This is a genomic window from Limosilactobacillus ingluviei str. Autruche 4 (genome assembly GCF_000312405.1).
Lineage (GTDB): Bacteria > Bacillota > Bacilli > Lactobacillales > Lactobacillaceae > Limosilactobacillus > Limosilactobacillus ingluviei.
The window spans coordinates 970,598-994,090 of the sequence record NZ_HE997173.1 but is presented as its reverse complement, the minus strand read 5'-3'; the positions used below and the strand labels follow the sequence as shown (position 1 = coordinate 994,090).

Here is a 23,493-nt window from a genome sequence, read left to right as displayed (position 1 = left end):
GTGCTGAACGACCGGGGCGAGAAAGCCACTCCCCCCAACGGTTTAGCTGGTCAAGCAATGAAGTGGAAGGTTGCGACACACCCGGTTGCTTTGCCACAGGATGTGGCGGTAATTTCCACGGAGCTAGTCAAATTTCAAATCTGACGAAGGAGGGAATACAATGGCAAAACAAAAGATTCGTATTCGTTTAAAGGCTTACGAACACCGCGTTTTGGATGAATCAGCTGACAAGATTGTTGAAACTGCAAAGCGGACTGGTGCTCAAATTTCAGGTCCTATCCCGCTTCCTACTGAACGGACTCTCTACACGGTTATCCGTTCACCACACAAGTTCAAGAAGTCTCGGGAACAATTTGAAATGCGGACCCACAAGCGGTTGATCGACATTATCGACCCAACGCCAAAGACGGTTGACGCTTTGATGAAGCTCGACTTGCCAAGTGGTGTTGACATTGAAATCAAGCTTTAATTTTAAACGTAACTACATTAAATAAACTAAAATCAAATTAAATTGGAGGTGTACTCATGACCAAGGGAATCTTAGGTAAAAAGGTCGGCATGACTCAAGTCTTCACTGACAACGGTGAATTGGTTCCAGTTACTGTTATTGATGTAACGCCAAACGTTGTTCTGCAAGTCAAGACGGTTGAAAACGACGGTTACAACGCCGTTCAACTCGGTTTCGATGACAAGCGCGAAATCTTGAGTAACAAGGCCGAACAAGGTCATGTAGCAAAAGCTAACACGAATCCTAAGCGCTTCATCGGTGAAATCCGCGACGCAGAATTAGGAGACGACATCAAAGTTGGTGACGAAATCAAGGCGGACGTATTCGCAGAAGGCGAAACGGTCGACGTTACGGGTGTCACTAAGGGTCATGGTTACCAAGGTAACATTCACAAAGATGGTCAACGGCGTGGGCCTATGGCACACGGTTCCCGTTACCACCGGCGTCCTGGTTCCTTGGGTGCGATCATCAACCACGTCTTCAAGGGTAAGAAGTTGCCAGGTCGGATGGGTAACAACACTCGGACGATGCAACACTTGAAGGTTGTTAAGGTTGACTTGGAAAACAACGTTCTGTTGATCAAGGGGAACGTACCAGGCGCAAACAAGTCCTACGTAACGATTAAGAACTCGGTTAAGGCAAACACGAAGAAGAGCCTTAGCAAGCAACACAACAACTAAGAAAGGAGGAAGTTAAGATATGACTAGCGTTGCATTATACAACCAAGACGGTAGCCAAAACGGTACTGTTGAATTAAACGATGCGATCTTCGCGGTTGAAGTTAACCAAAACGCAGAATACGAAGCTATTCTTCGCCAACGCGCTTCGCTGCGCCAAGGGACTCACGCCGTTAAGAACCGCTCTGCCGTTCGCGGTGGTGGTAAGAAGCCATGGCGGCAAAAGGGGACTGGTCGGGCTCGGCAAGGTTCCATTCGCGCCCCACAATTCCGTGGTGGTGGGATCGTCTTTGGCCCAACCCCTCGTTCCTACAACTACCGGCTGCCACGCAAGGTTCGCCAACTGGCTATCAAGTCTGCTTTGACGGAAAAGGTAGCTGCTAACAGCTTTGTAGTTGTTGATGGGTTGAACTTTGACGCACCAAAGACGAAGGAATTCGCCGGTGTATTAAACAACTTAAACGTCAACGAAAAGACGCTGATCGTTGTAACTGACGATGACAAGTTTGCAGCTCTGTCTGCACGGAACTTGGCTAACGTGACGGTGGTTACTCCAGCCGGGGTTAACATCTTGAACGTTGTCGATGCTCAAAAGATCGTCATCACTAAGTCAGCTCTTTCTCAAGTAGAGGAGGTGCTCGCATAATGGAAGCACGCGACATCATTTTACGTCCTGTAATTACGGAAGCATCAACTGCTGCCATGGACGCTAAGCGCTACACTTTCGACGTTGACTTACGAGCAACCAAGACGCAAGTTAAGAATGCGGTCGAAGAAATCTTCGATGTAAAGGTTGTGAAGGTTAACATCATGAACGTTAAGGGCAAGCAAAAGCGCCAAGGCCGGTTTGTCGGCTACACGAAGCGCCGTCGCAAGGCCATCGTTACGCTGTCCGCTGATTCCAACGAAATCAAGTTGTTCAGCGATGACAACGAATAATTTTTAAAGGTTAGGAGGAAAACACAGTGGGAATTCGTAAGTACAAAGGGACCACTAATGGTCGCCGGAATATGAACGGATACGACTTCGCTGAAATCACGAAGACGACTCCGGAAAAGTCATTACTGGCACCATTAAAGCACACTGCTGGTCGTAACAACTACGGTCACATGACTGTTCGTCACCGTGGTGGTGGGACGAAGCGTCAATACCGGATCATCGACTTCAAGCGGATCAAGGATGATGTTCCAGCAACGGTTAAGGCAATCGAATACGATCCAAACCGGACTGCCAACATCGCATTGATCGTCTACGCTGACGGGATCAAGTCCTACATCTTGGCACCAAAGGGGCTTAAGGTTGGGATGACGGTTCAATCCGGTCCAGAAGCCGACATCAAGGTTGGTAACACGCTGCCACTGAAGAACATCCCAGTTGGGACTGTTATTCACAACATTGAATTGAAGCCAGGCAAGGGTGGTCAATTAACCCGGGCCGCTGGGACTTCTGCTCAACTGTTGGGTAAGGAAGAAAAGTACGTATTGGTTCGCCTCTCATCTGGTGAAGTTCGGATGATCCTGGCTGCTTGCCGGGCAACGATCGGGGCAATGGGGAACGACGAACACGCCCTCTTGATCAAGGGGAAGGCCGGTCGGTCACGTTACGCTGGTCAACGGCCACACGTTCGTGGTTCTGTAATGAACCCTAACGACCACCCACACGGTGGTGGGGAAGGTAAGGCACCAGTTGGTTTACCATCACCACTGTCTCCATGGGGTAAGAAGACTGTTGGTAAGAAGACTCGTTCACACAAGGCTCGTTCCAACAAGTTCATCGTTCGTGGTCGCAAGCGTGGTCCACACACTCGTTAATATCTAAACTTACCCGAGAGGAGGTACAAAAATGGCTCGTAGTTTGAAAAAGGGACCGTTCGCTGATGCTCACCTGTTAAAGAAGGTTGAAGCACAAGCTGACAGTGAAAAGAAGACGGTCATCAAGACCTGGTCACGTCGCTCTACCATTTACCCAAGCTTCATTGGTTTAACCTTTGCAGTTTATGATGGTCGCAAGCACGTCCCAGTGTACGTACAAGAAGACATGGTCGGTCACAAGCTTGGTGAATTTGTGCCAACGCGGACTTTCCATGGTCACGCATCTGACGACAAGAAGACTGGTAAGAAGAAGTAAGGAGGGAATTGAGAAATGGCTGAAAACGTTACTTCAGCTAAGGCAACTGCCAAGATGGTTCGGATCTCTGCCCGCAAGGTACGCCTTGTCTTGGACACGATTCGCAACAAGACGGTTGCTGAAGCCTTTGCTATTCTGAAGTTCACTCCAAACGGTGCTGCTTCAGACGTCGAAAAAGTATTAAAATCTGCTGTTGCAAACGCTGAAAACAACTTTGACCTGGATCGGGCTTCATTGGTTGTTAGCGAAGCCTTTGCCAACGAAGGACCAACCTTAAAGCGGTTCCGTCCTCGTGCCAAGGGTTCTGCTTCACCAATCAACAAGCGGACCAGTCACATCACAGTGGTTGTTACAGAAAAATAGGAGGAATGAATAGTGGGTCAAAAGATTAATCCTAATGGTTTCCGTGTTGGGGTCATTCGTCCATGGACTGCTAAGTGGTATGCAGACAAGAACTACGCTGCTTACTTGAACGAAGACCTCCGGATCCGTCAATACATCGAAAAGCGACTTGCTGATGCCTCTGTGTCAACCATCGAAATTGAACGGGCTGCTAACCGCGTCAACGTTTCAATTCACACTGCACGGCCAGGGATGGTCATCGGTAAGGGTGGTTCAGAAGTTGAAGCACTTCGCTTGGAACTGAACAAGTTAACTGGCAAGCGGGTTCACATCAACGTAATCGAAATCAAGAAGCCTGACTTAGATGCTCACTTGGTTGGGGTTAACGTTGCTGAACAACTTGAAAACCGGATCGCCTTCCGGCGGGCAATGCGTGGTGCTATCCAACGCGCTATGCGGGCCGGTGCTAAGGGGATCAAGATCCAAGTTGCTGGGCGTTTGAACGGGGCAGATATGTCACGGATCGAATCCTACTCTGAAGGGACTGTTCCGCTGCACACCCTGCGTGCCGACATCGACTACTCCTGGGATGAAGCCCGGACCACTTACGGTCAACTCGGGATCAAGACCTGGATCTACCGCGGTGAAGTTCTGCCAGAAAAGAAGAATGGAGGGAAGTAAAACATGTTAGTACCAAAGCGTGTAAAGCACCGTAAGGTTCAACGTGGCCACATGCGTGGTGAAGCTAAGGGTGGCAAGACCGTTAGCTTTGGTGAATTTGGTCTGCAAGCGTTGGATTCCCACTGGATTTCTAACCGTCAGATCGAAGCTGCTCGTATTGCAATGACCCGTCACATGAAGCGTGGTGGTAAGGTTTGGATCAAGATCTTCCCACACCTTTCATACACTAGCAAGGGTGTTGGTGTCCGGATGGGTAATGGTAAGGGTGCTCCCGAAGGTTGGGTTGCCCCAGTTAAGCGCGGTAAGGTTATGTTTGAAGTTGCCGGGGTGCCTGAAGAAGTTGCCCGCGAAGCCCTTCGCCTTGCCGGTCAAAAGCTGCCAGTTCGCACTAAGATTTTAAAGCGTGAGGAAGTAGGTGGACAATCTAATGAAGACTAAAGATTTTGTACAAGAACTGAATGGATTAACCACTGAGCAATTGCTGAACCGGGAAAAGGAATTGAAGGAACAATTGTTTAACTTACGTTTCCAATTAGCAACCGGCCAGTTGGAAAACACTGCAAGCCTTAAGAGCGTTCGCAAGGATATTGCACGGGTTAAGACGGTTCTTCGCCAACAAGAATTAAACAAATAAGAATACGAAAAGGAGGATTAGCGCATGAGTGACGAACGTAATGCACGTAAGGTGTACCAAGGTCGTGTCGTTTCTGACAAGATGGACAAGACGATTACTGTCGTAATTGACACTTACAAGAGTGCTCCAATTTACGGCAAGCGGGTTAAGTACTCCAAGAAGTTCTACGCCCACGATGAAAACAACGAAGCTCACGTAGGTGACACCGTTCAAATTATGGAAACGCGGCCATTGTCCGCAAAGAAGCGTTTCCGTCTTGTTAAGGTTGTTGAAAAGGCCGTTATCCTGTAAACCTTAACCACATTCGTATTCTTAATTCTTACTTAGAGATGGAAGGAGGACATTAACCGTGATTCAACAAGAAAGTCGGTTGAAGGTCGCTGATAACTCTGGTGCCCGCGAAATCTTGGTTATCAAGATTTTGGGTGGTTCTCGGGTTAAGACCGGTAACATTGGTGATATTATTGTTGCTACTGTAAAACAAGCAACACCAGGTGGCGTTGTCAAAAAGGGTGACGTTGTAAAGGCAGTTGTCGTACGGACTAAGCACGGTCTGCACCGGAAGGATGGTTCTTACATCAAGTTTGATGAAAACGCAGCTGTTTTGATCAACAACGACAAGAGCCCAAAGGGTACCCGTATTTTTGGCCCAATCGCTCGTGAGTTACGTGATGACGACTACATGAAGATCGTCTCACTGGCCCCAGAAGTTCTGTAAGATTACCGAAAATAAGGAGGTGCACTACCACATGTTTTTAAAGACAGGTGACAAGGTTCGCGTCATCACCGGTAAGGATAAGGGCAAGGAAGGCACGATCAAGAAGACCTTGGCAAAGGAAAACCGCGTGATCGTTGAAGGTGTTAACATGATTAAGAAGCACCAAAAGCCAACCAGCATGAACCCTAACGGCGGCATCGTGGACACCGAAGCTCCAATTCAAGCTTCAAACGTGATGTTGATTGACCCATCCACCAACGAACCAACTCGGGTTGGCTTCCAAGTGGTTGATGGCAAGAAGGTTCGGATTGCCAAGAAGTCAGGCAAGCAAATTGACTAATTTTTCTGGGAAGGAGGAATAACTAGATTATGGAAAACCGTTTAAAGGCTAAGTACGAAAATGAAGTTCGCCCAAGCCTGATCGAAAAGTTTAACTACTCTTCTGTAATGGCTGCCCCAAAGATTGACAAGATTGTCTTGAACATGGGGGTTGGTGACGCTACGCAAAACTCCAAGAACTTGGACGAAGCTGTCGAAGAATTAGGTCTGATCTCAGGTCAAAAGCCATTAATTACGAAGGCAAAGAAGTCTATCGCCGGCTTCCGTCTGCGTGAAGGGATGCAAATTGGTGCCAAGGTTACCTTGCGTGGTGAACGCATGTATGACTTCTTGGACAAGCTGATCAACGTTTCATTGCCTCGGGTGCGTGACTTCCGTGGGGTTTCCAACAAGTCCTTCGATGGTCGCGGTAACTACACTTTAGGGGTTCGGGAACAACTGATCTTCCCAGAAATTGATTACGATAACGTTAAGCGGGTTCGCGGGCTGGATATCGTCATTGTTACGACTGCTAACAGCGACGAAGAAGGTCACGAATTATTGGCACAATTAGGTATGCCATTCGCTAAGTAAAAGGAGGTTCCACAATTGGCTAAAAAATCAATGATCGCTAAGTGCAACCGTCCAGCCAAGTTCTCAACGCAAGAATACACGCGTTGCGAACGTTGTGGCCGTCCGCACTCAGTTTACCGTAAATTCCACTTATGCCGGATTTGCTTACGTGAACTTGCCCATGATGGTCAAATTCCTGGGATGAAGAAGGCTAGTTGGTAAACAAATCAACGACAAAAGGAGGAAAAAACACGATGTCTATGAGTGATCCAATTGCAGATTTCTTAACTCGTATTCGGAACGCCAACTTGGCACACCACGAATCAGTTGAAGCACCTGCATCAAAGATGAAGAAGGACATCGCCGAAATCTTGAAGCAAGAAGGCTTCATTCGCGATGTTGAATACGTAGATGACAACAAGCAAGGCATCATCCGTGTCTTCTTGAAGTACGGCAAGGACGGCGAACGGGTTATCTCTGGTTTGAAGCGGATTTCCAAACCAGGGCTGCGTTCTTACGTCAAGGCTGATGCTGTGCCAAAGGTCTTGAATGGTTTAGGGATTGCCATTATCTCAACGTCCAACGGCGTTGTGACTGACAAGGTTGCCCGGGCCAAGAAGGTCGGTGGCGAAGTCATCGCTTACGTATGGTAATCAAATTTAACGGTTAGGAGGTGTAGAAATGAGTCGTATTGGTTACAAAGAAATTGACCTGCCAGAAAACGTAGAAGTTACTCAAGCCGGTGACGTGGTTACGGTTAAGGGTCCTAAGGGTACGCTTTCCCGTGAAATTTCACCATTGATTAAGATGAGCGTTGAAGGCAACGTGGTGAAATTTGAACGTTCCGCTGAAGACAACAAGACGCGCGCCCTGCACGGGACGACGCGGGCAAACGTCAACAACATGGTTGAAGGGGTTACGAACGGCTTCAAGAAGACCATGAAGTTAGTCGGGGTTGGTTACCGGGCCCAATTCAAGGGTGACAAGCTGATCTTGACGGTTGGTTACTCCAACCCGGTTGAAATGGACAAGCCAGCGGACCTGGACGTTAAGGTTCCTGACAACACCACGATCGAAATCAGCGGGATCGACAAGCAAGCCGTTGGGGACTTCGCTGCTGAAGTCCGGGCCGTTCGGTCACCAGAACCTTACAAGGGTAAGGGTATTCGCTACGAAAACGAACACATCTCCCTTAAGGAAGGTAAGACTGGTAAGTAATCGTTACTTGCTAGCAAGTTAACTAATCATAAAATAAATTTATAGAGGTGAAAATTGTGATTTCTAAGCCAGATAAGAACAAGATCCGTCAACGTCGCCACAAGCGCGTTCGCGGGAAGATCTCTGGTACTGCAGAGCGCCCACGTTTAAGTGTTTACCGTTCCAACAAAAACATTTACGCTCAATTGATTGATGACGTAAAGGGTGTGACGCTCGCAAGTGCCTCAACTTTGGACAGTGAAGTAAGTGGCAAGACCAAGTCTGAACAAGCTGCCGGCGTTGGTGCTTTGATTGCCAAGCGCGGGGTTGAAAAGAACATTTCCGTTGTTGTTTTCGACCGGGGTGGCTACCTGTACCACGGTCGGGTACAAGCCTTGGCTGAAGCTGCTCGCGAAAACGGTCTGCAATTCTAAGAAAAGGAGGAATAACCCGTAATGGCATCATCATCATTTATTGATCCAGCTAAGTTGGATCTGGAAGATCAAGTCGTTTCCATCAACCGGATCACCAAGGTTGTTAAGGGTGGTCGTCGTCTGCGTTTTGCAGCCTTGGTTGTTGTCGGCGACAAGAACGGCCACGTTGGTTTTGGGACTGGGAAGGCCCAAGAAGTTCCTGAAGCAATTCGGAAGGCTTCTGCCGCAGCACAAAAGAACTTGATCGAAGTGCCAGTAGTAGGTACTACGATTCCTCACGAAGTAATCGGTACTTACGGCGGTGGTAAGATTTTGCTTAAGCCTGCTGTTGAAGGTTCCGGGGTTGCTGCTGGGGGTGCAGTTCGTAACGTTATGGAACTCGCCGGGATTGACGACGTTACTTCCAAGCGGCTTGGGAGCAACACGCCAATCAATGTTGTACGGGCAACCTTTGAAGGTTTGAAGGCCTTGAAGAGTGCGGAAGAAGTTGCTAAGTTGCGTGGCGTTTCTGTTGACCACTTGGCAGAATAGGAGGACATATCATGGCTAAAGTTAAAGTTACTTTAATCCGGAGTGCTGCCCACCGCCAACCAACTCAACGTCGGACTGTTAAGGCGCTGGGCCTTGGCAAGATTAACAGCTCCGTTATCCTCCCAGATAACGCGGCTACTCGTGGGGCAATCTTTAAGGTCGCTCACTTAGTTTCGATTGAAGAAGTTAAGTAATTAAAAACTAAATAAGGAGGTGCCTATCACATGAAGTTAAACGAATTGCAACCTGCTGAAGGTTCTCGTTTTAAGCGTCTGCGCAAGGGACGCGGTCTTTCATCCGGCCACGGTTTTACGTCTGGTCGGGGGACCAAGGGTCAAAAGGCGCACGGTAAGACGCGTCTTGGCTTCGAAGGGGGCCAAATGCCACTCTACCGTCAAAAGCCAAAGCGTGGTTTTACCAGCATGAACCACAAGGATTACGCCTTGGTTAGCTTAACGACTTTAAACACCCGTTTTGAAGACGGGGCTGAAGTTACGCCAGAAGCTTTGATGGCAGCTGGGATCGTTAAGAACCAAAAGAGCGGGATCAAGGTTCTGGGGAATGGTCAACTCACCAAGAAGTTAACGGTCAAGGCCCACCAATTCTCTGCTTCTGCTAAAGCAGCGATTGAAGCAGCCGGTGGTACGACTGAGGTGATTTAATGTTTTCAACCGCCAGAAATGCATTCAAGGTTAAAGAAATCCGTTCGCGGATTCTTTTTACCTTGTTTGTGTTGGTTGTTTACCGGTTAGGTGCATCAATTACGGTTCCGGGGGTTAATGCCGCTGCCTTGACGCAACTCTCTTCATCGGGATTAGCGTCGATTCTGAATACGTTCAGTGGGGGCGGGCTCCAGAATTATTCGTTATTTGCAATGGGGGTTTCACCTTACATCACGGCCCAAATTGTGGTCCAGCTGCTGCAAATGGACATCGTACCGAAGTTCGTGGAATGGAGCAAACAAGGTGAAGTGGGACGTCGGAAGTTAAATCAGGCGACCCGTTGGTTAACTATTGTTCTAGGTTTCGTCCAGTCAATTGGGATTACCGCTGGATTTAATGCGCTCAGCACAATTAAATTGGTGAACAATCCTGGGGTTGAAACCTATTTAACGATCGGTCTGATTCTGACGGCCGGAACGATGTTTGCCACCTGGATGGGTGACATGATCACCGAGCGGGGGTTAGGGAACGGGGTTTCCGTTCTGATCTTCGCCGGGATCATCGCTTCGATGCCTTCAGGGATCAGCCAACTCTGGAACGACCAAATTACTGGTGAATCCGGTACGGACCTCTGGATGGGGATTGGGTTCATCGCCTTGGTTGTGGTTGCCCTATTGATTATCGTGGCGTTCGTTACTTGGGTGCAACAAGCGGAACGGCGGTTGCCGATCCAATACACCCGACGGACCACGACTTCACCAAAGAACAGTTACCTGCCGTTGAAGTTAAATGTTTCCGGGGTGATTCCGGTGATTTTTGCCGGCTCCTTTATTTCCACGCCCCAAACGATTCTGATGGCTTTCCAGAAGAATCATGGTGGCGATACTTGGTATCAAGTTATGACGGAAATCTTTAATTTACAGTCCACGGCGGGGATCAGCCTGTACATCTTTTTGATTGTGATCTTTACTTTCTTCTACGCCTTTGTTCAAGTCAACCCTGAAAAGTTAGCGGAAAACTTGCAAAAGCAAGGGAGTTACATCACAGGAGTTTGGCCGGGGAAAGGAACCCAGGACTATGTGTCCGGGCTCTTAATGCGGTTGAGCTCAGTGGGGTCACTTTTCTTAGGGCTGGTTTCATTGATTCCACTGCTGGCCAGCAATATTTGGAACCTCAGCCAGTCAATTGGCTTAGGGGGGACGAGTTTGCTGATCGTGGTGCAAATCGCTTTGGACGTCAACCGGCAATTAAATGGTCTTACAATGAAGCGCGAGTACATCGGCTTCATTCACGATGGAGAAGCTTAAGGGGGAATCATCATGAGTATGAACCTTGTATTGATGGGGCTGCCGGGTGCCGGTAAAGGGACCCAGGCCCAATACATTGTCAAAGATTTTGACATTCCACATATCTCAACCGGGGATATTTTCCGGGCTGCAATGAAAAACGAAACACCAATGGGACTGCAAGCCAAGCAATTCATCGACAAGGGTGAATTGGTACCGGATGAAGTTACCAACGGGATCGTTCAGGAACGCTTAGCCCAAGATGACGTCAAAGATGGCTTCATGTTGGACGGCTTCCCACGCAACCTGGCCCAAGCCGAAGCTTTGAACGCTATGCTTGAAGCGGACGGTAAAAAGTTGGATGCCGTGATCAACATTCACGTTGATCCAGAAGTGTTGGTCGACCGCTTAAGTGGTCGTTACATTTGTAAAGAATGTGGGGCAACCTACCACAAGTTGTACAATCAGCCCAAGGTTGAAGGCACTTGTGACGTGTGTGGTTCCCACGACTTCTACCAACGCGACGATGACAAGCCAGCCACGGTTAAGAACCGGTTAGCAGTCAACATTAAACTCAACACGCCGCTGATTGATTTCTACGAAAAACAGGGCTGCCTGTACCAAATCGATGGCGAGCAAGATATCGATAAGGTTTACCAAGCCATCAAGGAAGTTTTGACGAACCTGTAGGCGAAAGAAAGGTTTATCTTGCATCACGGGATAAGCTGTGTTAAACTATGCAAGGTTTATCTAGCTCGCAGTGGGTAGCGGATTTCCGCTTCCCACCTTTTTACGTAAATTCTGAGAAACGGCAAGGAGGAACCGCGCAGTGGCAAAAGCCGATGTAATCGAAGTCGAAGGGAAGGTTACTGAAACCTTACCCAACGCAATGTTCAAAGTTGAATTGGAAAATGGGGTTGAGATTTTAGCCCACGTTTCTGGGAAGATTCGGATGCACTACATCAAGATCTTGCCTGGGGACCGGGTCAAAGTGGAAATGTCCCCGTATGATCTGACCAAGGGCCGGATTACTTTCCGCTTCAAATAAATCTGGATTTTAGGAGGATTATTTACAATGAAAGTACGTCCATCAGTAAAGAAGATGTGCGATAACTGCAAGATTGTCAAGCGTCGTGGCCGGGTTATGGTAATTTGCTCTAACCCGAAGCACAAGCAACGTCAAGGCAAGTAATTTAACTTTTTAAAGGAGGTGCAATAATGGCTCGTATTGCAGGTGTCGATTTACCTCGTGACAAGCGAATCGTGATCGGCTTAACTTACATTTTTGGGATTGGTAACACTACTGCGCACAAGATCTTGGAAGCCGCTGGGGTTTCAGAAGATATCCGGGTTCGTGATTTGACGCCGGATCAAGAAGAAAAGATCCGTTCGCAAGTGGAAAACTTAAAGGTTGAAGGGGATCTTCGGCGTGAAGTTTCCTTAAACATCAAGCGGCTCCAAGAAATTGGTTCTTACCGTGGGATGCGTCACCGTCGTGGGTTACCAGTTCGTGGTCAACACACGAAGAACAACGCCCGGACTCGTAAGGGTAAGGCCGTTGCGATCGCTAACAAGAAGAAGTAATTATATAATATAGTAAAGGAGGTTAGTTAGTTTATGGCAACCAAAAAGGGTACGCGCAAGCGTCGTGTAAAGAAGAATGTCGAAACTGGGGTTGCGCACATTCACTCCACGTTTAACAACACTTTGATCATGATCACCGATGTTCAAGGGAACGCGGTAGCTTGGTCTTCAGCTGGTGTCTTGGGCTTCAAGGGGAGCCGGAAGTCAACGCCATTTGCTGCTCAAATGGCATCTGAAGCCGCTGCTAAGCAAGCCATGGAACATGGTATGAAGACGGTTGAAGTTGAAGTTAAGGGTCCTGGTTCTGGTCGTGAATCTGCCATCCGGGCACTGCAAGCAACTGGGCTTGAAGTTACTGCTATCCGCGATGTAACTCCAGTGCCGCACAACGGTTCTCGTCCTCCAAAGCGTCGTCGTGTTTAATTTGCATCACCGGCGATGTTTCTGTCGACCAGATGCCTTTTTTATGAAATACGATCCGCGTTTGAAAGGGGTACTAGAGTAGAATGATCGAATTTGAAAAACCAAACATTCACAAAGTTGAAGAAACCGACAACTACGGTAAGTTTGTTGTTGAACCGTTAGAACGCGGTTACGGGACGACGCTCGGCAATTCTCTTCGGCGTGTAATGCTGGCTTCTTTGCCGGGGGCGGCAATTACGAGTATTGACATTGACGGTGTTTTGCATGAATTCAGCACCGTTGAAGGAGTTACGGAAGACGTAACGCAAATTGTCTTGAACTTGAAGAAAGTTGCTTTGAAGATCGAATCCGAAGACGCCAAGAACCTTGAATTGGATGTTAAGGGTCCGGCTGAAGTAACCGCCGCTGATATCCAGGCTGATGGGGACGTGACGATCTTGAACCCAGATCTGCACATTGCTACCGTTGCCGACGGGGCTGAATTGCACATGCGGATGACGGCTGACACTGGTCGGGGTTACAACTCGGCTGATGTTAACAAGGCACGGATGGATCTGGCGATCGGTGTTTTACCAATCGACTCAATCTACACCCCAATTGAACGCGTTAACTACACCGTGGAAAATACGCGGGTGGGTCAAAGCAATGACTATGACAAGTTAACCTTAGACGTATGGACTGATGGTTCCTTGACGCCAACGGAAGCAATCAGTTTAGCCGCTAAGATCTTGACTTCCCACTTGACGATGTTTGTCAACCTGACCCAAGAAGCACAAGATGCGCAAGTGATGGTTGAACGGGAAGAAACGCACCAAGAAAAGGTACTGGATAAGACAATCGAAGAACTTGATTTGTCAGTTCGTTCTTACAACTGTCTGAAGCGGGCAGATATCCAAACCGTGAAGGACTTAACGGAACGGACCGAAGCTGACATGATGAAGGTACGTAACCTTGGTCAAAAGTCACTGGAAGAAATCAAGCTCAAGTTAGCTGACCTTGGCGTTGGTTTTCGCCAAGAAGACTAATTAAATTTATCAATTAAAGGAGGGACACTCATGAGTTACCGTAAATTAGGACGGACTAGTTCACAACGAAAGGCTTTATTACGCGATTTGACGACTGACTTGCTGGTTAACGGCTCCATCAAGACGACGGAAGCCCGGGCAAAGGAAGTTCGGAAGACGGCGGACAAGATGATCACTTTGGCAAAGCGGGGCGACTTGGCTTCCCGGCGGCGTGCAGCAGCGTTTGTTCGGAACGTGGTTGCTGACGTTAAGGAAGACGGCGATGACGTAAAGATTCAATCTGCTTTACAAAACCTGTTTGAAGAAATTGGGCCAAAGTATGCTGACCGCAACGGTGGGTACACGCGGATCCTGAAGACGATGCCTCGTCGTGGGGACGGTGCACCAATGGTTATCTTGGAACTGGTTTAATTTCGGTTAAATCTGCGTAATAAAATCACTACGGCTGATGGTATAGAGCGTTACGATGGTGGGGCAACCCTAGTCTAGCTTGAAGGCGAGCAATCGCGCACCGCAGCTGTAAGTGATTTTTTTGTATACATAATTTTTGATCTGCCAGAGTTGGGAATTTAGTCGTTCTTTGGTAGAATTAAAGGCATTGTAATAACCGTAAGAAAGGAAAAGGATGAGGGCGATGATTGAAGTTTCTAATTTAACCTTTCAATACCCGCGCCAAGACCAACCTGTTTTACAAGGGCTAAGCTTGACGATTCCAACGGGGCAATGGTTGGCGGTTGTGGGCAAAAACGGCAGTGGCAAGTCGACTTTAGCCCGGTTGATTGCGGGCTTGTTACCGACGCCTGCTCAGACGATCCGGGTGAACGATCTGCCGGTAGATGAAGCGCACTTGGCGGCCTTACACCATCAGATTGGGTTTGTTTTTCAAAACCCTGATAATCAATTTGTGGGGGCGACGGTTGAAGCCGACGTGGCTTTTGGGCTAGAAAATCGCCAGGTGCCAGCAGCAGCAATGGAACCACGGATTGAACAGGCACTAGCTCAAGTCGGGATGACAGCCTACCGCCATCATCAGCCCGAGCAACTGTCCGGTGGCCAAAAGCAACGGGTTGCGATTGCGGGGGCCCTCGCTTTGCAACCCCAGATTTTGATTTTAGATGAGGCAACCAGCATGTTGGATCCGCAGGGGCGACAGACGGTCTTGCAACGCTTGCAACAGATTCATCAAGCCCAGGCGTTGACCATCATTTCAATTACCCATGATCCGGTTGAAGTGGCGATGGCCGATCAAGTTGCGGTCCTTGATCAAGGCCAAATTTTGCGGTTAGCAACGCCAGCGGTAGTCTTGAATGACCAAGCCCTTGTCCAACAGGTCGGCTTGGTGCAGCCCTTTAGCATGCAATTGCGGGATCGCTTGCAACACTACGGGGTCCCGGTACCAAAAGAATATTTAACAAAAGGAGCGTTAGAGCAATGGTTGAAGCGGCAGTTAGCTACCAAGGCGTAACCTTTCGCTATCATGAAGCCGGTGCGGCCGCCCTGCAGGATTTTACGGCTACGGTTCCCAAGGGGCGCCTAACGGCCGTCATCGGCCACACGGGGAGCGGCAAATCGACCTTGATGCAATTAACGGATGGTTTGTTAACCCCTACCGCAGGGCAATTGGAGGTGTTAGGGCAAGTTATCACCCCCCGCACCAAGAGTAAAGCCCTCCATCAGTTACACCGTCAAGTTGGGTTTGTCTTTCAATTTCCGGAACATCAACTGTTTGCCGAGACTGTGTTAGCGGACGTGATGTTTGGTCCGCTGAATCTGGGGCAAACTCCGGCGCAAGCTGAGAAAGCTGCCCACCAAGCCCTGGTTCAGTTAGGGGTTGGGGAGGCCTTATGGCAACGCTCCCCCTTTGAACTTTCGGGGGGCCACCAGCGCCGGGTCGCGATCGCGGGGGTTTTGGCGATGCGCCCCCAACTGTTGATTTTAGATGAACCTACCGCAGGGTTGGATCCTGATGGTCAACGAGAATTGTTAGCGTTGGTTGAAAGATTGAAAGGCCAGGGCCTAACGATCCTGTTGATCACGCATCAAATGGAGCAGGTTGCCCAATTAGCCGACACCGTGTTGGTCTTGGCTCATGGCCAGTTGCAATTTAGTGGTCAACCACGGGCGTTATTTGCCCAGCCCGAGTTTCTAACGACCCAGCAGTTGGCCTTGCCAGCCGCTGTTGCCTTTGCCAAGCAGTTGCAAACGGCCGGGATCAGTCAGTTTAATCAATTGCCATTGACACTTGACGAACTGGCCCACGCCCTGGCCCGCCAACTTAAGGGGGACCACCATGAACAATAAAGTTTTATTTGGGATGTATTTGCCGGGCAATTCGCTCATGCACCGGTTGGATCCGCGTTTGAAGTTGGTTGGTTGTTTTTGGTTTGTCATCCTAGTCTTTTTTGCCCGGACGTGGTGGACTAATTTGCTTTTAATTGGCGCGTTAGGCTTGGTTATCTGGTTGAGCCAGGTTAAGTTTAGCAAGTATTGGGCTGGGATTCGGCCGTTAATGTGGATTATTCTGTTTACGGCGGTAATTCAGGCCCTGTTCTCCAGTGGGGGACAAGTTTATTGGCACTGGGGCTGGCTGGCCGTAACGTCAGCGGGAGTGGCCCAAGCCGGTTTTTTGGTTTTGCGGTTCTTTTTAATTATTACCAGTTCGACGGTCGTTACGGTCACCACCACCCCGTTGCAACTGGCGGATGCTTTAGAAGCATTAATGAAGCCCTTGAAGTATTTGCGGGTTCCCGTCAGTCAATTGGCGATGATGGTGTCAATTGCGCTGCGGTTTGTGCCCACGATTATGGATGAAGTCGGGATGATCATGAATGCTCAGCGGGCCCGGGGGATGGATTTTAGCTCGGGCTCGCTGTTTACCCGGGCCAAGCGACTCGTTCCGGTAATGATCCCCTTGTTTGTAGCGGCTTTTAAGCGAGCCGAAGAATTAGCGGTAGCAATGGAAGCGCGGGGGTATGATCCCAACCAGGCTCGGACCAAGTTTCGGCAGTTGCATTGGCAACGGCACGATACTTTGGGAACCGTAGTTTGGGGCCTGCTAACGGTGGCGCTGGTGGCGTTAAGATTCGTGAAGTGAGGAAATATGATGTATCGATACAAAATTACCTTTGCCTATGATGGCACTAATTTTGCGGGGTTTCAGATCCAACCCCACCAGCGGACGGTGGAGCAAACCTTAAAGACGATCATTAACCGGATGGCCAAGCAGCCCAATCCCCCGTTGCACGTCATTGGCTCCGGGCGGACGGATGCGGGCGTGCACGCCTTAAATCAGGTGGCCCACTTTGACTTTCCCACCTATATTCCGCCGGCCTCGATGGTGCGGGCGCTAAACAGTCAGTTGCCCTTAGATGTGATGGTCAAGCAAGCTGAATTGGTGGACGAAAGTTTTCATGCCCGCTACAATGCGCACCGGAAACGGTATCGTTACCGGGTCAGTCAGGGGGAATTTGTTAATCCCTTCCGCCGAAATTACACGGCCCACTATAAGTACCCGGTGGATGTGGCAACAATGGACCAAGCTGCCCAAGCCTTGGTTGGGGAGCATGATTTTACCAGTTTCGTGGCGTCCGGCTCGCAAGCCAAGAGCAATGTTCGCACGATCTATGAAGCACGGGTTTGGCGGGATCCCAATAATGACGAAATCTGTTTTGATTTTGTCGGCAATGGTTTTTTATATAACCAGGTGCGCATTATGGTGGCCTTGTTGTTAGAAATTGGGAATGGACAACGGCCAGTTAGTGATGTGGCCCGGGTTATCGCGGCCAAGGATCGCCAAGAAGCGCGGATGACGGCGCCAGCCGAAGGGTTGTATTTAGTCCAAGTTGACTATGGGGAACCTGCAGAAAAAGATTGACGTTTCTAGCAAGATCGAGTACACTGTTAGTTGGTATTTCTTTTCCATTAATTACTCGGTACACAATTAATTGTAAAAGAAAGACAAAAATTGGAGGACTTATATCGTGAGAACGACATACATGGCAAAACCAGGTGAAGTTGACCGTAAGTGGTACATCGTTGACGCTAAGGATATTCCTTTGGGTCGGCTGGCTTCGACCGTTGCATCTATTTTGCGCGGGAAGAACAAGCCAACTTTCACCCCTCACGTTGATACTGGTGACAACGTTATCGTGATCAACGCTGCCGAAGTTAAGTTAACTGGTAAGAAGGCAAGCGGCAAGATCTACTACCGTCACTCCAACCACCCAGGTGGTCTGAAGCAACGGACGGCAGGTGACTTCCTTGCCAAGGACCCTGAAAAGATGGTTGAAAAGACTATCAAGGGGATGCTTCCACACACCCCACTGGGTCGCAAGATGGGTATGAAGCTGCACGTGTACGCTGGGACTGACCACAAGCACGCAGCTCAAAAGCCCGAAGTACTTGACATCACTAACTTAATCTAAGGAGGGAACGGAATTGGCTCAAGAAGTACAATACAGCGGTACTGGCCGTCGGAAGAACTCAACTGCACGGGTTCGTCTGGTGCCAGGTTCTGGTAAGATCACTATGAACGGCAAGGCAATCGAAAACTACATTCCGTTTGCCAACTTACGTGCCATCGTTAACCAACCATTTGCAGCTACTAAGACGGAAGGTCAATACGACGTCTTGGTAAACGTCCGCGGTGGTGGGTTCGCCGGCCAAGCCGGTGCTACGCGGCACGGGATTGCACGGGCATTGCTCGTTGTTGATCCAGACTTCCGTGACGCCTTGAAGAAGGCGGGTCTCTTAACGCGGGACCCACGGATGAAGGAACGTCGTAAGCCAGGTCTGAAGAAGGCCCGGAAGGCTTCCCAATTCAGCAAGCGTTAATCTTTGGAGGACACGTTTGTTTCAAACACCGGCTTCGGCTGGTGTTTTTTTATACACTCAGTTCTGCGGAATTGGTTTAACCAAAATTAATCTTTTTCTTCACGAAAAGCATGAAAATTTGGTCGCGGATGCGGTAAGATTGTAACAATAGGAATGAGCAAACAGCCCGCGCAGGAAATCATTGCGGGTAGGGAGGAATTGTTTTGGCACGGAAAAGAAAAGGACGCCGGAAGCGCTGGTCGTGGGGTGTAGCAGTATTGGCGGTGTTAGTGATCTTTATGGGGGTCTACGTCGGCCATCACTTCTACGTTCGCTACCAACAAGCCCAAATTATCAAAAAGGAGCAAAATGCCAAGCGGCTGTTTATCCAAGCGATTGCGCCGGAAGCGCAAGCCATGCAAAGCAAGTATCATGTTTATGCCTCAATTACCATGGCCCAAGCAATTTTGGAATCGGATTGGGGCTCCAGCAAGTTGGCCGCGGATTACCACAACCTCTTTGGCATTAAAGGGGAAGGGACCAATTCCAAGGTGCTGAGTACCAAGGAATACACCAATGGCAAATGGGTGGTCATCAAGGGCCGCTTCCGGGTATATGATTCGTGGGCGGAGTCAATCAAGGATCATACCCAGTTAATGGTGAAGGGGACGGCGTATAACGAGCAAAATTACCAAGCGGTGATTGACGCAACGAACTACCAAGAAGCCGCCCGGGCCTTGCAAAAGGCCGGGTATGCGACCGATCCGGATTATGCCGCGAAGCTGATTAATGTTATCAAGACTTACCAATTAGATCGCTATGATCAGTAACACACCAGTTTAAAGGGGGATCACGATGGAAGAGTTAAAAACGCGCATTAAAGAAGTCGGGACGGTGCTGCCCGGGAATGTATTGAAGGTTGATGCTTTTTTAAATCATCAAATTGATGCTGGACTAATGCAACGGATTGGGCAAGCATTTGCCGCGCGGTTTGCCGATGCCGGGATCACGAAAGTCTGGACTGTGGAATCATCGGGGATTGCGCCAGCGGTGATGACGGGCTTAGCGTTAGGCGTGCCGGTGATCTTTGCTCGGAAGCACAAGAGTTTGACGTTAAATGAAGGTCTTTATACGGCGGAGGTTTACTCTTATACCAAGCAGGTGGCCAATAAAATTACGATTGCTCAAAAGTATGTGGCCCCGGATGACAAAGTCTTGATCATTGATGACTTCTTGGCGAATGGTCAAGCAGTCAGTGGGCTCTTGGCTATTGCTAAGCAGGCTGGTGTGACCGTAACCGGGGCGGGAATTGTGATCGAAAAGACCTTCCAACCGGGGCGCTTAGCATTGGAAAAGCAGGGGATCCCGGTCGTCTCATTGGCGAAAATCAAGTCGTTGGCAAACGGGCAAGTTGAATTTGCAGAGGAGGATTAAGGATGGCAAGGGCAGTTTTAACGCCGGGCCAGGTGCTCGGGATAATGGGCTTTAACGCTGATAGTTTGGCGATGGTAAATGCTGCGCACGAATTGGGCTTAAAGGTCTATGCCTACGTTGATACGCCCCAACCTGAATTGACGCGCCAAGCGGACTTTACGATTGTGGGCAATTACCGGGCGAAGGAGAAATTAAAGACTTTTGGGGAAGCCTGTGACGTGGTAATCTACACCACACCCAACATTGATGCGATTGTTTTTCACTACTTGAGTCAGTTGACGCAAGTGCCGCAAGGGATCGATGGCTTGGAAATTATGCAGGACCGGTTAATGGAACGGGTCTTTTTCGACCAACTAAACGTGAACAGCGCGCCGTATGTAACGGTGATCAGCCTGGAAGACATCTACCAATCAATTGATTCAATTGGTTATCCGGCCGTCTTAAAGCCTATTCAACGGGGGATGGGGGCCGAGACTATGTTGATTCGCAAGGAATCCGATATTGCACGGGCGGCCAACTTTATGGTGGCCGGGACCTACTTGTTAGAATCCTGGATTGACCATGCGCATGAATACTTGTTGACCGTGGCGGCCCAGGGTGATCAAGTGGTGACTTATCCGGTGGCCGGCGTGGAATACACCCCTGACCGGCAACTTTTAGGGGTGAAGGCGCCCCTGAATGTTGCCCAGGATTTAGCGGGAGAAATGGCCCGGATTGCGCAAGCGGCCGTCAAGCAACTTGGTTACCAAGGGATTCTGACCGTTGAATTTTATGAAAATGCCAGCGGCAGCCTCTACGTCAAAGGGTTGGCCCCCGGCTTATTAACGGCTGGCAACGTTTATGAAACAGCAGCCAGCGTGAGCCTCGCGGCGCAACAAGTTCGCTTGGCAGCTGGCTTACCGGCCCATGTGGTCACCCCGGCGCAATCTACCTTGATGATGGTGGTACGGGGGGACCAATTAGCGGCGGTTCAGCGGCAACTACCGTTGAAAGACTACTGGTCCTACCGTTTCTTTAACCTCAATCAACCCCAAGCGGAACAAATTGTGGGGTTGACCTGGCTGAGTGGGACGGATCTGTCTTTGCGCGAACTGACGGAAAAGATGGAAGCGACCGCAATTTGGGATCCCACTCCAATGGCGGAACCTGAATAATTTAGTAAGTGGCAGTGGGGGCGGCCCTGCTGCCTTTTTCGTTTCAGCCAGCGGGACTTCCTGTTATAATAGAGCTTGACTGATTTTTTTGAGAAAGGATGAACAGTGGCGTGAAAATGCAATCAGCACTCGATGGAATGAATGAACAACAACGACAGGCCGTGTTGACAACGGAGGGCCCGCTGTTGGTAATGGCCGGCGCTGGTTCGGGCAAGACCCGGGTGTTAACGCACCGAATTGCCTACTTGATTGAGGAACAAGGGGTGTTGCCATGGAAAATTTTGGCGATTACCTTTACCAATAAGGCTGCCCGGGAAATGCAGGAACGATTGACGAAGTTGTTAGGCCCAAGTGCTTCGGATATTTGGGTTTCAACGTTCCACGCTTTGTGTGTGCGAATTTTGCGGCGCAATATTGACAAATTAGGCTATAATACCGCCTTTACGATTGCCGATCCGGGGGAACAACGGACGTTGATGAAGCGCATCTTCAAGGAAATGAACTTGGATCCCAAGAAATTTGAACCCCGGAACTTCTTGAGTGCTATTTCCAACGCCAAAAATGCCTTAGAGACCCCGGCTGCTTACCAAGCCAAGTACCAGGATCCATATCGTAAACTGGTCGGTGAAGCTTATGGGCGCTACCAAAAAGAATTGGAAGCCAACCAGACCTTGGACTTTGATGATTTGATCATGAAGACGATTGAATTGTTTAAGACGGAGCCAGAGACCTTGGCTTACTACCAAGATAAGTTTAACTACATTCACGTTGACGAATACCAAGATACCAACGACGCTCAGTATCAGTTAGTCCACCAACTGGCGGCGAAGTACGAAAATCTGTGTGTCGTGGGGGATGCCGATCAGAGTATCTATGGTTGGCGGGGGGCCAACATGAATAACATCCTGAACTTTGAAAAGGATTACCCAACGGCCCAAACGATTATGTTGGAACAAAATTATCGCTCGACGCAAACGATTTTGGATGCGGCTAACCAAGTGATTGCCAACAACGTTAACCGGAAAGATAAAAAGTTGTGGACCCAAAATGGCCAGGGGGACAAAATTTCTTATTACCGGGCCCAAAGTGAGCACGATGAAGCCTACTACGTGGTCAAACAAATTGAAAAGCAACGCCAAGCGCATGGGTATGCGTACGGTGATTTTGCCATTCTCTACCGGACCAATGCGCAGTCCCGGTTGATTGAAGAAACCTTTATGAAGTCCAGCATTCCATATACGATGGTGGGCGGTCATAAGTTCTACGACCGGATGGAAATTCGCGATTTACTGGGCTACTTAACGTTGGTTGCTAATCCAGATGATTCACTGAGTTTTGAACGGGTGGTGAACGTGCCCAAGCGCGGCATTGGGGCTACCAGTTTGAACAAGCTGCGCCAGTTTGCTGCAGACATGGGCTGGTCGTTGATGAAGGCGGCCGAAAACGTGGAACTGGCCAACCAAATCTCCCCGAGCGTGAAGAAGAAATTGACTGGCTTTGCAGAAGAAATGCAGCAACTGCAAACGCAAGCGGCGAACCTGACGTTAACCGAGTTGACGGATGCGATTTTAACGCAAACGGGCTACCGGGCGAGTCTCCAAGCCGTTGCCAATAAAGATTTGCAAGCCCAGACCCGCTTGGAAAACTTGGAAGAATTTAAGTCCGTCACCCAAGAATTTGATCAGAAGCATGGCGATGAAGTGACGACCACCCAGGAACAGTTGACCCAATTTTTGACGGACCTGGCTCTGGTTTCGCCCCAAGATGAGCTAGAAGACCAAACCAATACGGTGACGTTGATGACCTTACACGCCGCCAAGGGGCTGGAATTCCCGGTGGTCTTTTTAATCGGGATGGAAGAAGGTATCTTCCCGTTGGCCCGGGCGAAGGAAAATCCGGAAGAAGCAGAAGAAGAACGCCGTTTGGCTTACGTGGGGATTACCCGCGCCAAGCAAAAACTTTACTTAACCAATGCCAACTCCCGGGTCTTGTACGGGCGGATTCAGCGGAACCCGGCCTCAGAATTTGTAACGGAAATCAGTGATGATTTGTTGCAACAAGATAGCCCAGCAGTGCGGTCGAAAGCCCCGTTTACTCGACTCAAGCAGGGGCACAGTACGCGCTTGGCGACAACGACAACGTATGCGGCTAAACAGACGCATTCAACCAAGCAAGTTGCCAACCAAGGGACTGGCGCCGAAAAAGGCAACTGGCAAGCCGGCGATAAAGTAATGCACAAGAAGTGGGGGCAAGGGACCGTGGTTGCCGTTAACGGCACTGGTACGGATATGGAATTAGACATTGCCTTTCCGAACGAAGGGGTCCGGCGCTTATTGGCCTCGTTTGCTCCAATCAAGAAGGTCGAGGATTAAT

General features: G+C 49.3%; 39 protein-coding genes. All 39 read left to right on the top strand.

Annotation, left to right across the window (positions count from 1 at the left end; genetic code table 11):
• The first annotated feature begins 160 nt into the window (after positions 1 to 160).
• The 39 genes from rpsJ (at position 161) to pcrA (ending at position 23,492) form a co-directional block, all read left to right on the top strand.
• Positions 161 to 469 carry a 30S ribosomal protein S10 gene (gene rpsJ / locus BN54_RS04925; protein WP_019206050.1) on the top strand — a complete coding sequence of 103 codons (309 nt, stop codon included), beginning with the start codon at positions 161 to 163 and terminating at the stop codon, positions 467 to 469.
• A gap of 56 nt (positions 470 to 525) precedes the next feature.
• Positions 526 to 1,188, top strand: a complete 663-nt coding sequence (rplC, locus tag BN54_RS04920; RefSeq protein ID WP_019206049.1) for a 50S ribosomal protein L3 — start codon at positions 526 to 528, stop codon at positions 1,186 to 1,188.
• A gap of 19 nt (positions 1,189 to 1,207) precedes the next feature.
• Positions 1,208 to 1,831, top strand: coding sequence for a 50S ribosomal protein L4 (gene rplD, locus BN54_RS04915; RefSeq protein WP_019206048.1), 624 nt, complete (start codon positions 1,208 to 1,210; stop codon positions 1,829 to 1,831).
• Positions 1,831 to 2,124 carry a 50S ribosomal protein L23 gene (rplW, locus tag BN54_RS04910; RefSeq protein ID WP_019206047.1) on the top strand — a complete coding sequence of 98 codons (294 nt, stop codon included), beginning with the start codon at positions 1,831 to 1,833 and terminating at the stop codon, positions 2,122 to 2,124. The genes rplD and rplW overlap by 1 nt, the downstream gene beginning before the upstream one ends.
• Before the next feature lie 26 nt (positions 2,125 to 2,150).
• Positions 2,151 to 2,996: a 50S ribosomal protein L2 gene (gene rplB, locus BN54_RS04905; RefSeq protein WP_019206046.1), complete on the top strand. Its 846-nt coding sequence runs from the start codon at positions 2,151 to 2,153 to the stop codon at positions 2,994 to 2,996.
• A 31-nt stretch (positions 2,997 to 3,027) separates the two neighbouring features.
• The gene (rpsS, locus tag BN54_RS04900; RefSeq protein WP_019206045.1) at positions 3,028 to 3,312 is read left to right on the top strand and encodes a 30S ribosomal protein S19; all 285 of its coding nucleotides are present in this window, start codon (positions 3,028 to 3,030) and stop codon (positions 3,310 to 3,312) included.
• A gap of 15 nt (positions 3,313 to 3,327) precedes the next feature.
• Entirely contained in the window at positions 3,328 to 3,675 is a 348-nt protein-coding gene (rplV, locus tag BN54_RS04895; RefSeq protein WP_019206044.1) for a 50S ribosomal protein L22, read from the top strand.
• A 12-nt stretch (positions 3,676 to 3,687) separates the two neighbouring features.
• Complete coding sequence (gene rpsC, locus BN54_RS04890) at positions 3,688 to 4,335, top strand: 30S ribosomal protein S3 (protein WP_019206043.1); 648 nt, start codon at positions 3,688 to 3,690, stop codon at positions 4,333 to 4,335.
• Between the two features lie 3 nt (positions 4,336 to 4,338).
• Positions 4,339 to 4,773 (top strand): 50S ribosomal protein L16, encoded by a 435-nt coding sequence (gene rplP, locus BN54_RS04885; RefSeq protein WP_019206042.1) that lies wholly within the window; start codon positions 4,339 to 4,341, stop codon positions 4,771 to 4,773.
• Entirely contained in the window at positions 4,763 to 4,969 is a 207-nt protein-coding gene (rpmC, locus tag BN54_RS04880; RefSeq protein ID WP_019206041.1) for a 50S ribosomal protein L29, read from the top strand. The genes rplP and rpmC overlap by 11 nt, the downstream gene beginning before the upstream one ends.
• A 24-nt stretch (positions 4,970 to 4,993) precedes the next feature.
• A complete protein-coding gene (gene rpsQ / locus BN54_RS04875) occupies positions 4,994 to 5,260 on the top strand; it encodes a 30S ribosomal protein S17 (protein ID WP_019206040.1) in 267 nt (88 codons plus the stop codon).
• 58 nt (positions 5,261 to 5,318) lie between these two features.
• Complete coding sequence (gene rplN, locus BN54_RS04870) at positions 5,319 to 5,687, top strand: 50S ribosomal protein L14 (protein ID WP_019206039.1); 369 nt, start codon at positions 5,319 to 5,321, stop codon at positions 5,685 to 5,687.
• A gap of 31 nt (positions 5,688 to 5,718) precedes the next feature.
• Positions 5,719 to 6,027, top strand: coding sequence for a 50S ribosomal protein L24 (rplX, locus tag BN54_RS04865; protein WP_019206038.1), 309 nt, complete (start codon positions 5,719 to 5,721; stop codon positions 6,025 to 6,027).
• Between the two features lie 29 nt (positions 6,028 to 6,056).
• A complete protein-coding gene (rplE, locus tag BN54_RS04860; protein WP_019206037.1) occupies positions 6,057 to 6,599 on the top strand; it encodes a 50S ribosomal protein L5 in 543 nt (180 codons plus the stop codon).
• Between the two features lie 15 nt (positions 6,600 to 6,614).
• Positions 6,615 to 6,800: a type Z 30S ribosomal protein S14 gene (locus tag BN54_RS10035; protein ID WP_081583803.1), complete on the top strand. Its 186-nt coding sequence runs from the start codon at positions 6,615 to 6,617 to the stop codon at positions 6,798 to 6,800.
• 32 nt (positions 6,801 to 6,832) lie between these two features.
• Positions 6,833 to 7,231, top strand: coding sequence for a 30S ribosomal protein S8 (gene rpsH, locus BN54_RS04855; RefSeq protein WP_019206036.1), 399 nt, complete (start codon positions 6,833 to 6,835; stop codon positions 7,229 to 7,231).
• Positions 7,232 to 7,259: 28 nt separating this feature from the next.
• Positions 7,260 to 7,796: a 50S ribosomal protein L6 gene (gene rplF, locus BN54_RS04850; RefSeq protein WP_019206035.1), complete on the top strand. Its 537-nt coding sequence runs from the start codon at positions 7,260 to 7,262 to the stop codon at positions 7,794 to 7,796.
• 47 nt (positions 7,797 to 7,843) lie between these two features.
• Positions 7,844 to 8,209: a 50S ribosomal protein L18 gene (rplR, locus tag BN54_RS04845; protein ID WP_040469739.1), complete on the top strand. Its 366-nt coding sequence runs from the start codon at positions 7,844 to 7,846 to the stop codon at positions 8,207 to 8,209.
• A 21-nt stretch (positions 8,210 to 8,230) separates the two neighbouring features.
• Entirely contained in the window at positions 8,231 to 8,740 is a 510-nt protein-coding gene (rpsE, locus tag BN54_RS04840; protein ID WP_019206033.1) for a 30S ribosomal protein S5, read from the top strand.
• Positions 8,741 to 8,751: 11 nt separating this feature from the next.
• Positions 8,752 to 8,934 carry a 50S ribosomal protein L30 gene (rpmD, locus tag BN54_RS04835; protein ID WP_019206032.1) on the top strand — a complete coding sequence of 61 codons (183 nt, stop codon included), beginning with the start codon at positions 8,752 to 8,754 and terminating at the stop codon, positions 8,932 to 8,934.
• Positions 8,935 to 8,964: 30 nt separating this feature from the next.
• Positions 8,965 to 9,402, top strand: coding sequence for a 50S ribosomal protein L15 (gene rplO / locus BN54_RS04830; RefSeq protein WP_019206031.1), 438 nt, complete (start codon positions 8,965 to 8,967; stop codon positions 9,400 to 9,402).
• Positions 9,402 to 10,709 carry a preprotein translocase subunit SecY gene (gene secY / locus BN54_RS04825; RefSeq protein ID WP_019206030.1) on the top strand — a complete coding sequence of 436 codons (1,308 nt, stop codon included), beginning with the start codon at positions 9,402 to 9,404 and terminating at the stop codon, positions 10,707 to 10,709. The genes rplO and secY overlap by 1 nt, the downstream gene beginning before the upstream one ends.
• Before the next feature lie 18 nt (positions 10,710 to 10,727).
• The gene (locus tag BN54_RS04820; RefSeq protein WP_019206029.1) at positions 10,728 to 11,378 is read left to right on the top strand and encodes an adenylate kinase; all 651 of its coding nucleotides are present in this window, start codon (positions 10,728 to 10,730) and stop codon (positions 11,376 to 11,378) included.
• A gap of 139 nt (positions 11,379 to 11,517) precedes the next feature.
• Positions 11,518 to 11,736, top strand: coding sequence for a translation initiation factor IF-1 (infA, locus tag BN54_RS04815; RefSeq protein WP_006500601.1), 219 nt, complete (start codon positions 11,518 to 11,520; stop codon positions 11,734 to 11,736).
• A gap of 27 nt (positions 11,737 to 11,763) precedes the next feature.
• Positions 11,764 to 11,880, top strand: coding sequence for a 50S ribosomal protein L36 (gene rpmJ, locus BN54_RS10030; protein WP_006916637.1), 117 nt, complete (start codon positions 11,764 to 11,766; stop codon positions 11,878 to 11,880).
• Positions 11,881 to 11,906: 26 nt separating this feature from the next.
• The gene (gene rpsM / locus BN54_RS04810) at positions 11,907 to 12,272 is read left to right on the top strand and encodes a 30S ribosomal protein S13 (RefSeq protein WP_019206028.1); all 366 of its coding nucleotides are present in this window, start codon (positions 11,907 to 11,909) and stop codon (positions 12,270 to 12,272) included.
• Positions 12,273 to 12,305: 33 nt separating this feature from the next.
• Positions 12,306 to 12,695: a 30S ribosomal protein S11 gene (gene rpsK / locus BN54_RS04805; protein ID WP_019206027.1), complete on the top strand. Its 390-nt coding sequence runs from the start codon at positions 12,306 to 12,308 to the stop codon at positions 12,693 to 12,695.
• 83 nt (positions 12,696 to 12,778) lie between these two features.
• Complete coding sequence (locus BN54_RS04800) at positions 12,779 to 13,720, top strand: DNA-directed RNA polymerase subunit alpha (RefSeq protein ID WP_019206026.1); 942 nt, start codon at positions 12,779 to 12,781, stop codon at positions 13,718 to 13,720.
• Positions 13,721 to 13,750: 30 nt separating this feature from the next.
• Entirely contained in the window at positions 13,751 to 14,131 is a 381-nt protein-coding gene (gene rplQ, locus BN54_RS04795) for a 50S ribosomal protein L17 (protein ID WP_019206025.1), read from the top strand.
• A 214-nt stretch (positions 14,132 to 14,345) separates the two neighbouring features.
• The gene (locus BN54_RS04790; RefSeq protein WP_040469735.1) at positions 14,346 to 15,185 is read left to right on the top strand and encodes an energy-coupling factor transporter ATPase; all 840 of its coding nucleotides are present in this window, start codon (positions 14,346 to 14,348) and stop codon (positions 15,183 to 15,185) included.
• Positions 15,152 to 16,021 (top strand): energy-coupling factor transporter ATPase, encoded by an 870-nt coding sequence (locus tag BN54_RS04785; protein ID WP_019206023.1) that lies wholly within the window; start codon positions 15,152 to 15,154, stop codon positions 16,019 to 16,021. The genes BN54_RS04790 and BN54_RS04785 overlap by 34 nt, the downstream gene beginning before the upstream one ends.
• The gene (locus BN54_RS04780) at positions 16,011 to 16,814 is read left to right on the top strand and encodes an energy-coupling factor transporter transmembrane component T family protein (protein WP_019206022.1); all 804 of its coding nucleotides are present in this window, start codon (positions 16,011 to 16,013) and stop codon (positions 16,812 to 16,814) included. Before BN54_RS04785 ends, BN54_RS04780 begins: the two co-directional genes overlap by 11 nt.
• 9 nt (positions 16,815 to 16,823) lie before the next feature.
• Positions 16,824 to 17,594: a tRNA pseudouridine(38-40) synthase TruA gene (gene truA / locus BN54_RS04775; protein ID WP_019206021.1), complete on the top strand. Its 771-nt coding sequence runs from the start codon at positions 16,824 to 16,826 to the stop codon at positions 17,592 to 17,594.
• A 106-nt stretch (positions 17,595 to 17,700) separates the two neighbouring features.
• Entirely contained in the window at positions 17,701 to 18,144 is a 444-nt protein-coding gene (gene rplM, locus BN54_RS04770) for a 50S ribosomal protein L13 (protein ID WP_019206020.1), read from the top strand.
• Positions 18,145 to 18,157: 13 nt separating this feature from the next.
• The gene (gene rpsI, locus BN54_RS04765) at positions 18,158 to 18,553 is read left to right on the top strand and encodes a 30S ribosomal protein S9 (RefSeq protein ID WP_019206019.1); all 396 of its coding nucleotides are present in this window, start codon (positions 18,158 to 18,160) and stop codon (positions 18,551 to 18,553) included.
• Positions 18,554 to 18,756: 203 nt separating this feature from the next.
• Positions 18,757 to 19,362 carry a glycoside hydrolase family 73 protein gene (locus tag BN54_RS04760; protein ID WP_040469733.1) on the top strand — a complete coding sequence of 202 codons (606 nt, stop codon included), beginning with the start codon at positions 18,757 to 18,759 and terminating at the stop codon, positions 19,360 to 19,362.
• A 25-nt stretch (positions 19,363 to 19,387) separates the two neighbouring features.
• Positions 19,388 to 19,966 carry a xanthine phosphoribosyltransferase gene (locus tag BN54_RS04755; protein WP_019206017.1) on the top strand — a complete coding sequence of 193 codons (579 nt, stop codon included), beginning with the start codon at positions 19,388 to 19,390 and terminating at the stop codon, positions 19,964 to 19,966.
• A 2-nt stretch (positions 19,967 to 19,968) separates the two neighbouring features.
• On the top strand, positions 19,969 to 21,120 hold the full coding sequence (locus BN54_RS04750; protein WP_019206016.1) for an ATP-grasp domain-containing protein: 1,152 nt from the start codon (positions 19,969 to 19,971) through the stop codon (positions 21,118 to 21,120).
• Positions 21,121 to 21,218: 98 nt separating this feature from the next.
• The gene (pcrA, locus tag BN54_RS04745; RefSeq protein ID WP_040469732.1) at positions 21,219 to 23,492 is read left to right on the top strand and encodes a DNA helicase PcrA; all 2,274 of its coding nucleotides are present in this window, start codon (positions 21,219 to 21,221) and stop codon (positions 23,490 to 23,492) included.
• Position 23,493: the final 1 nt, after the last annotated feature.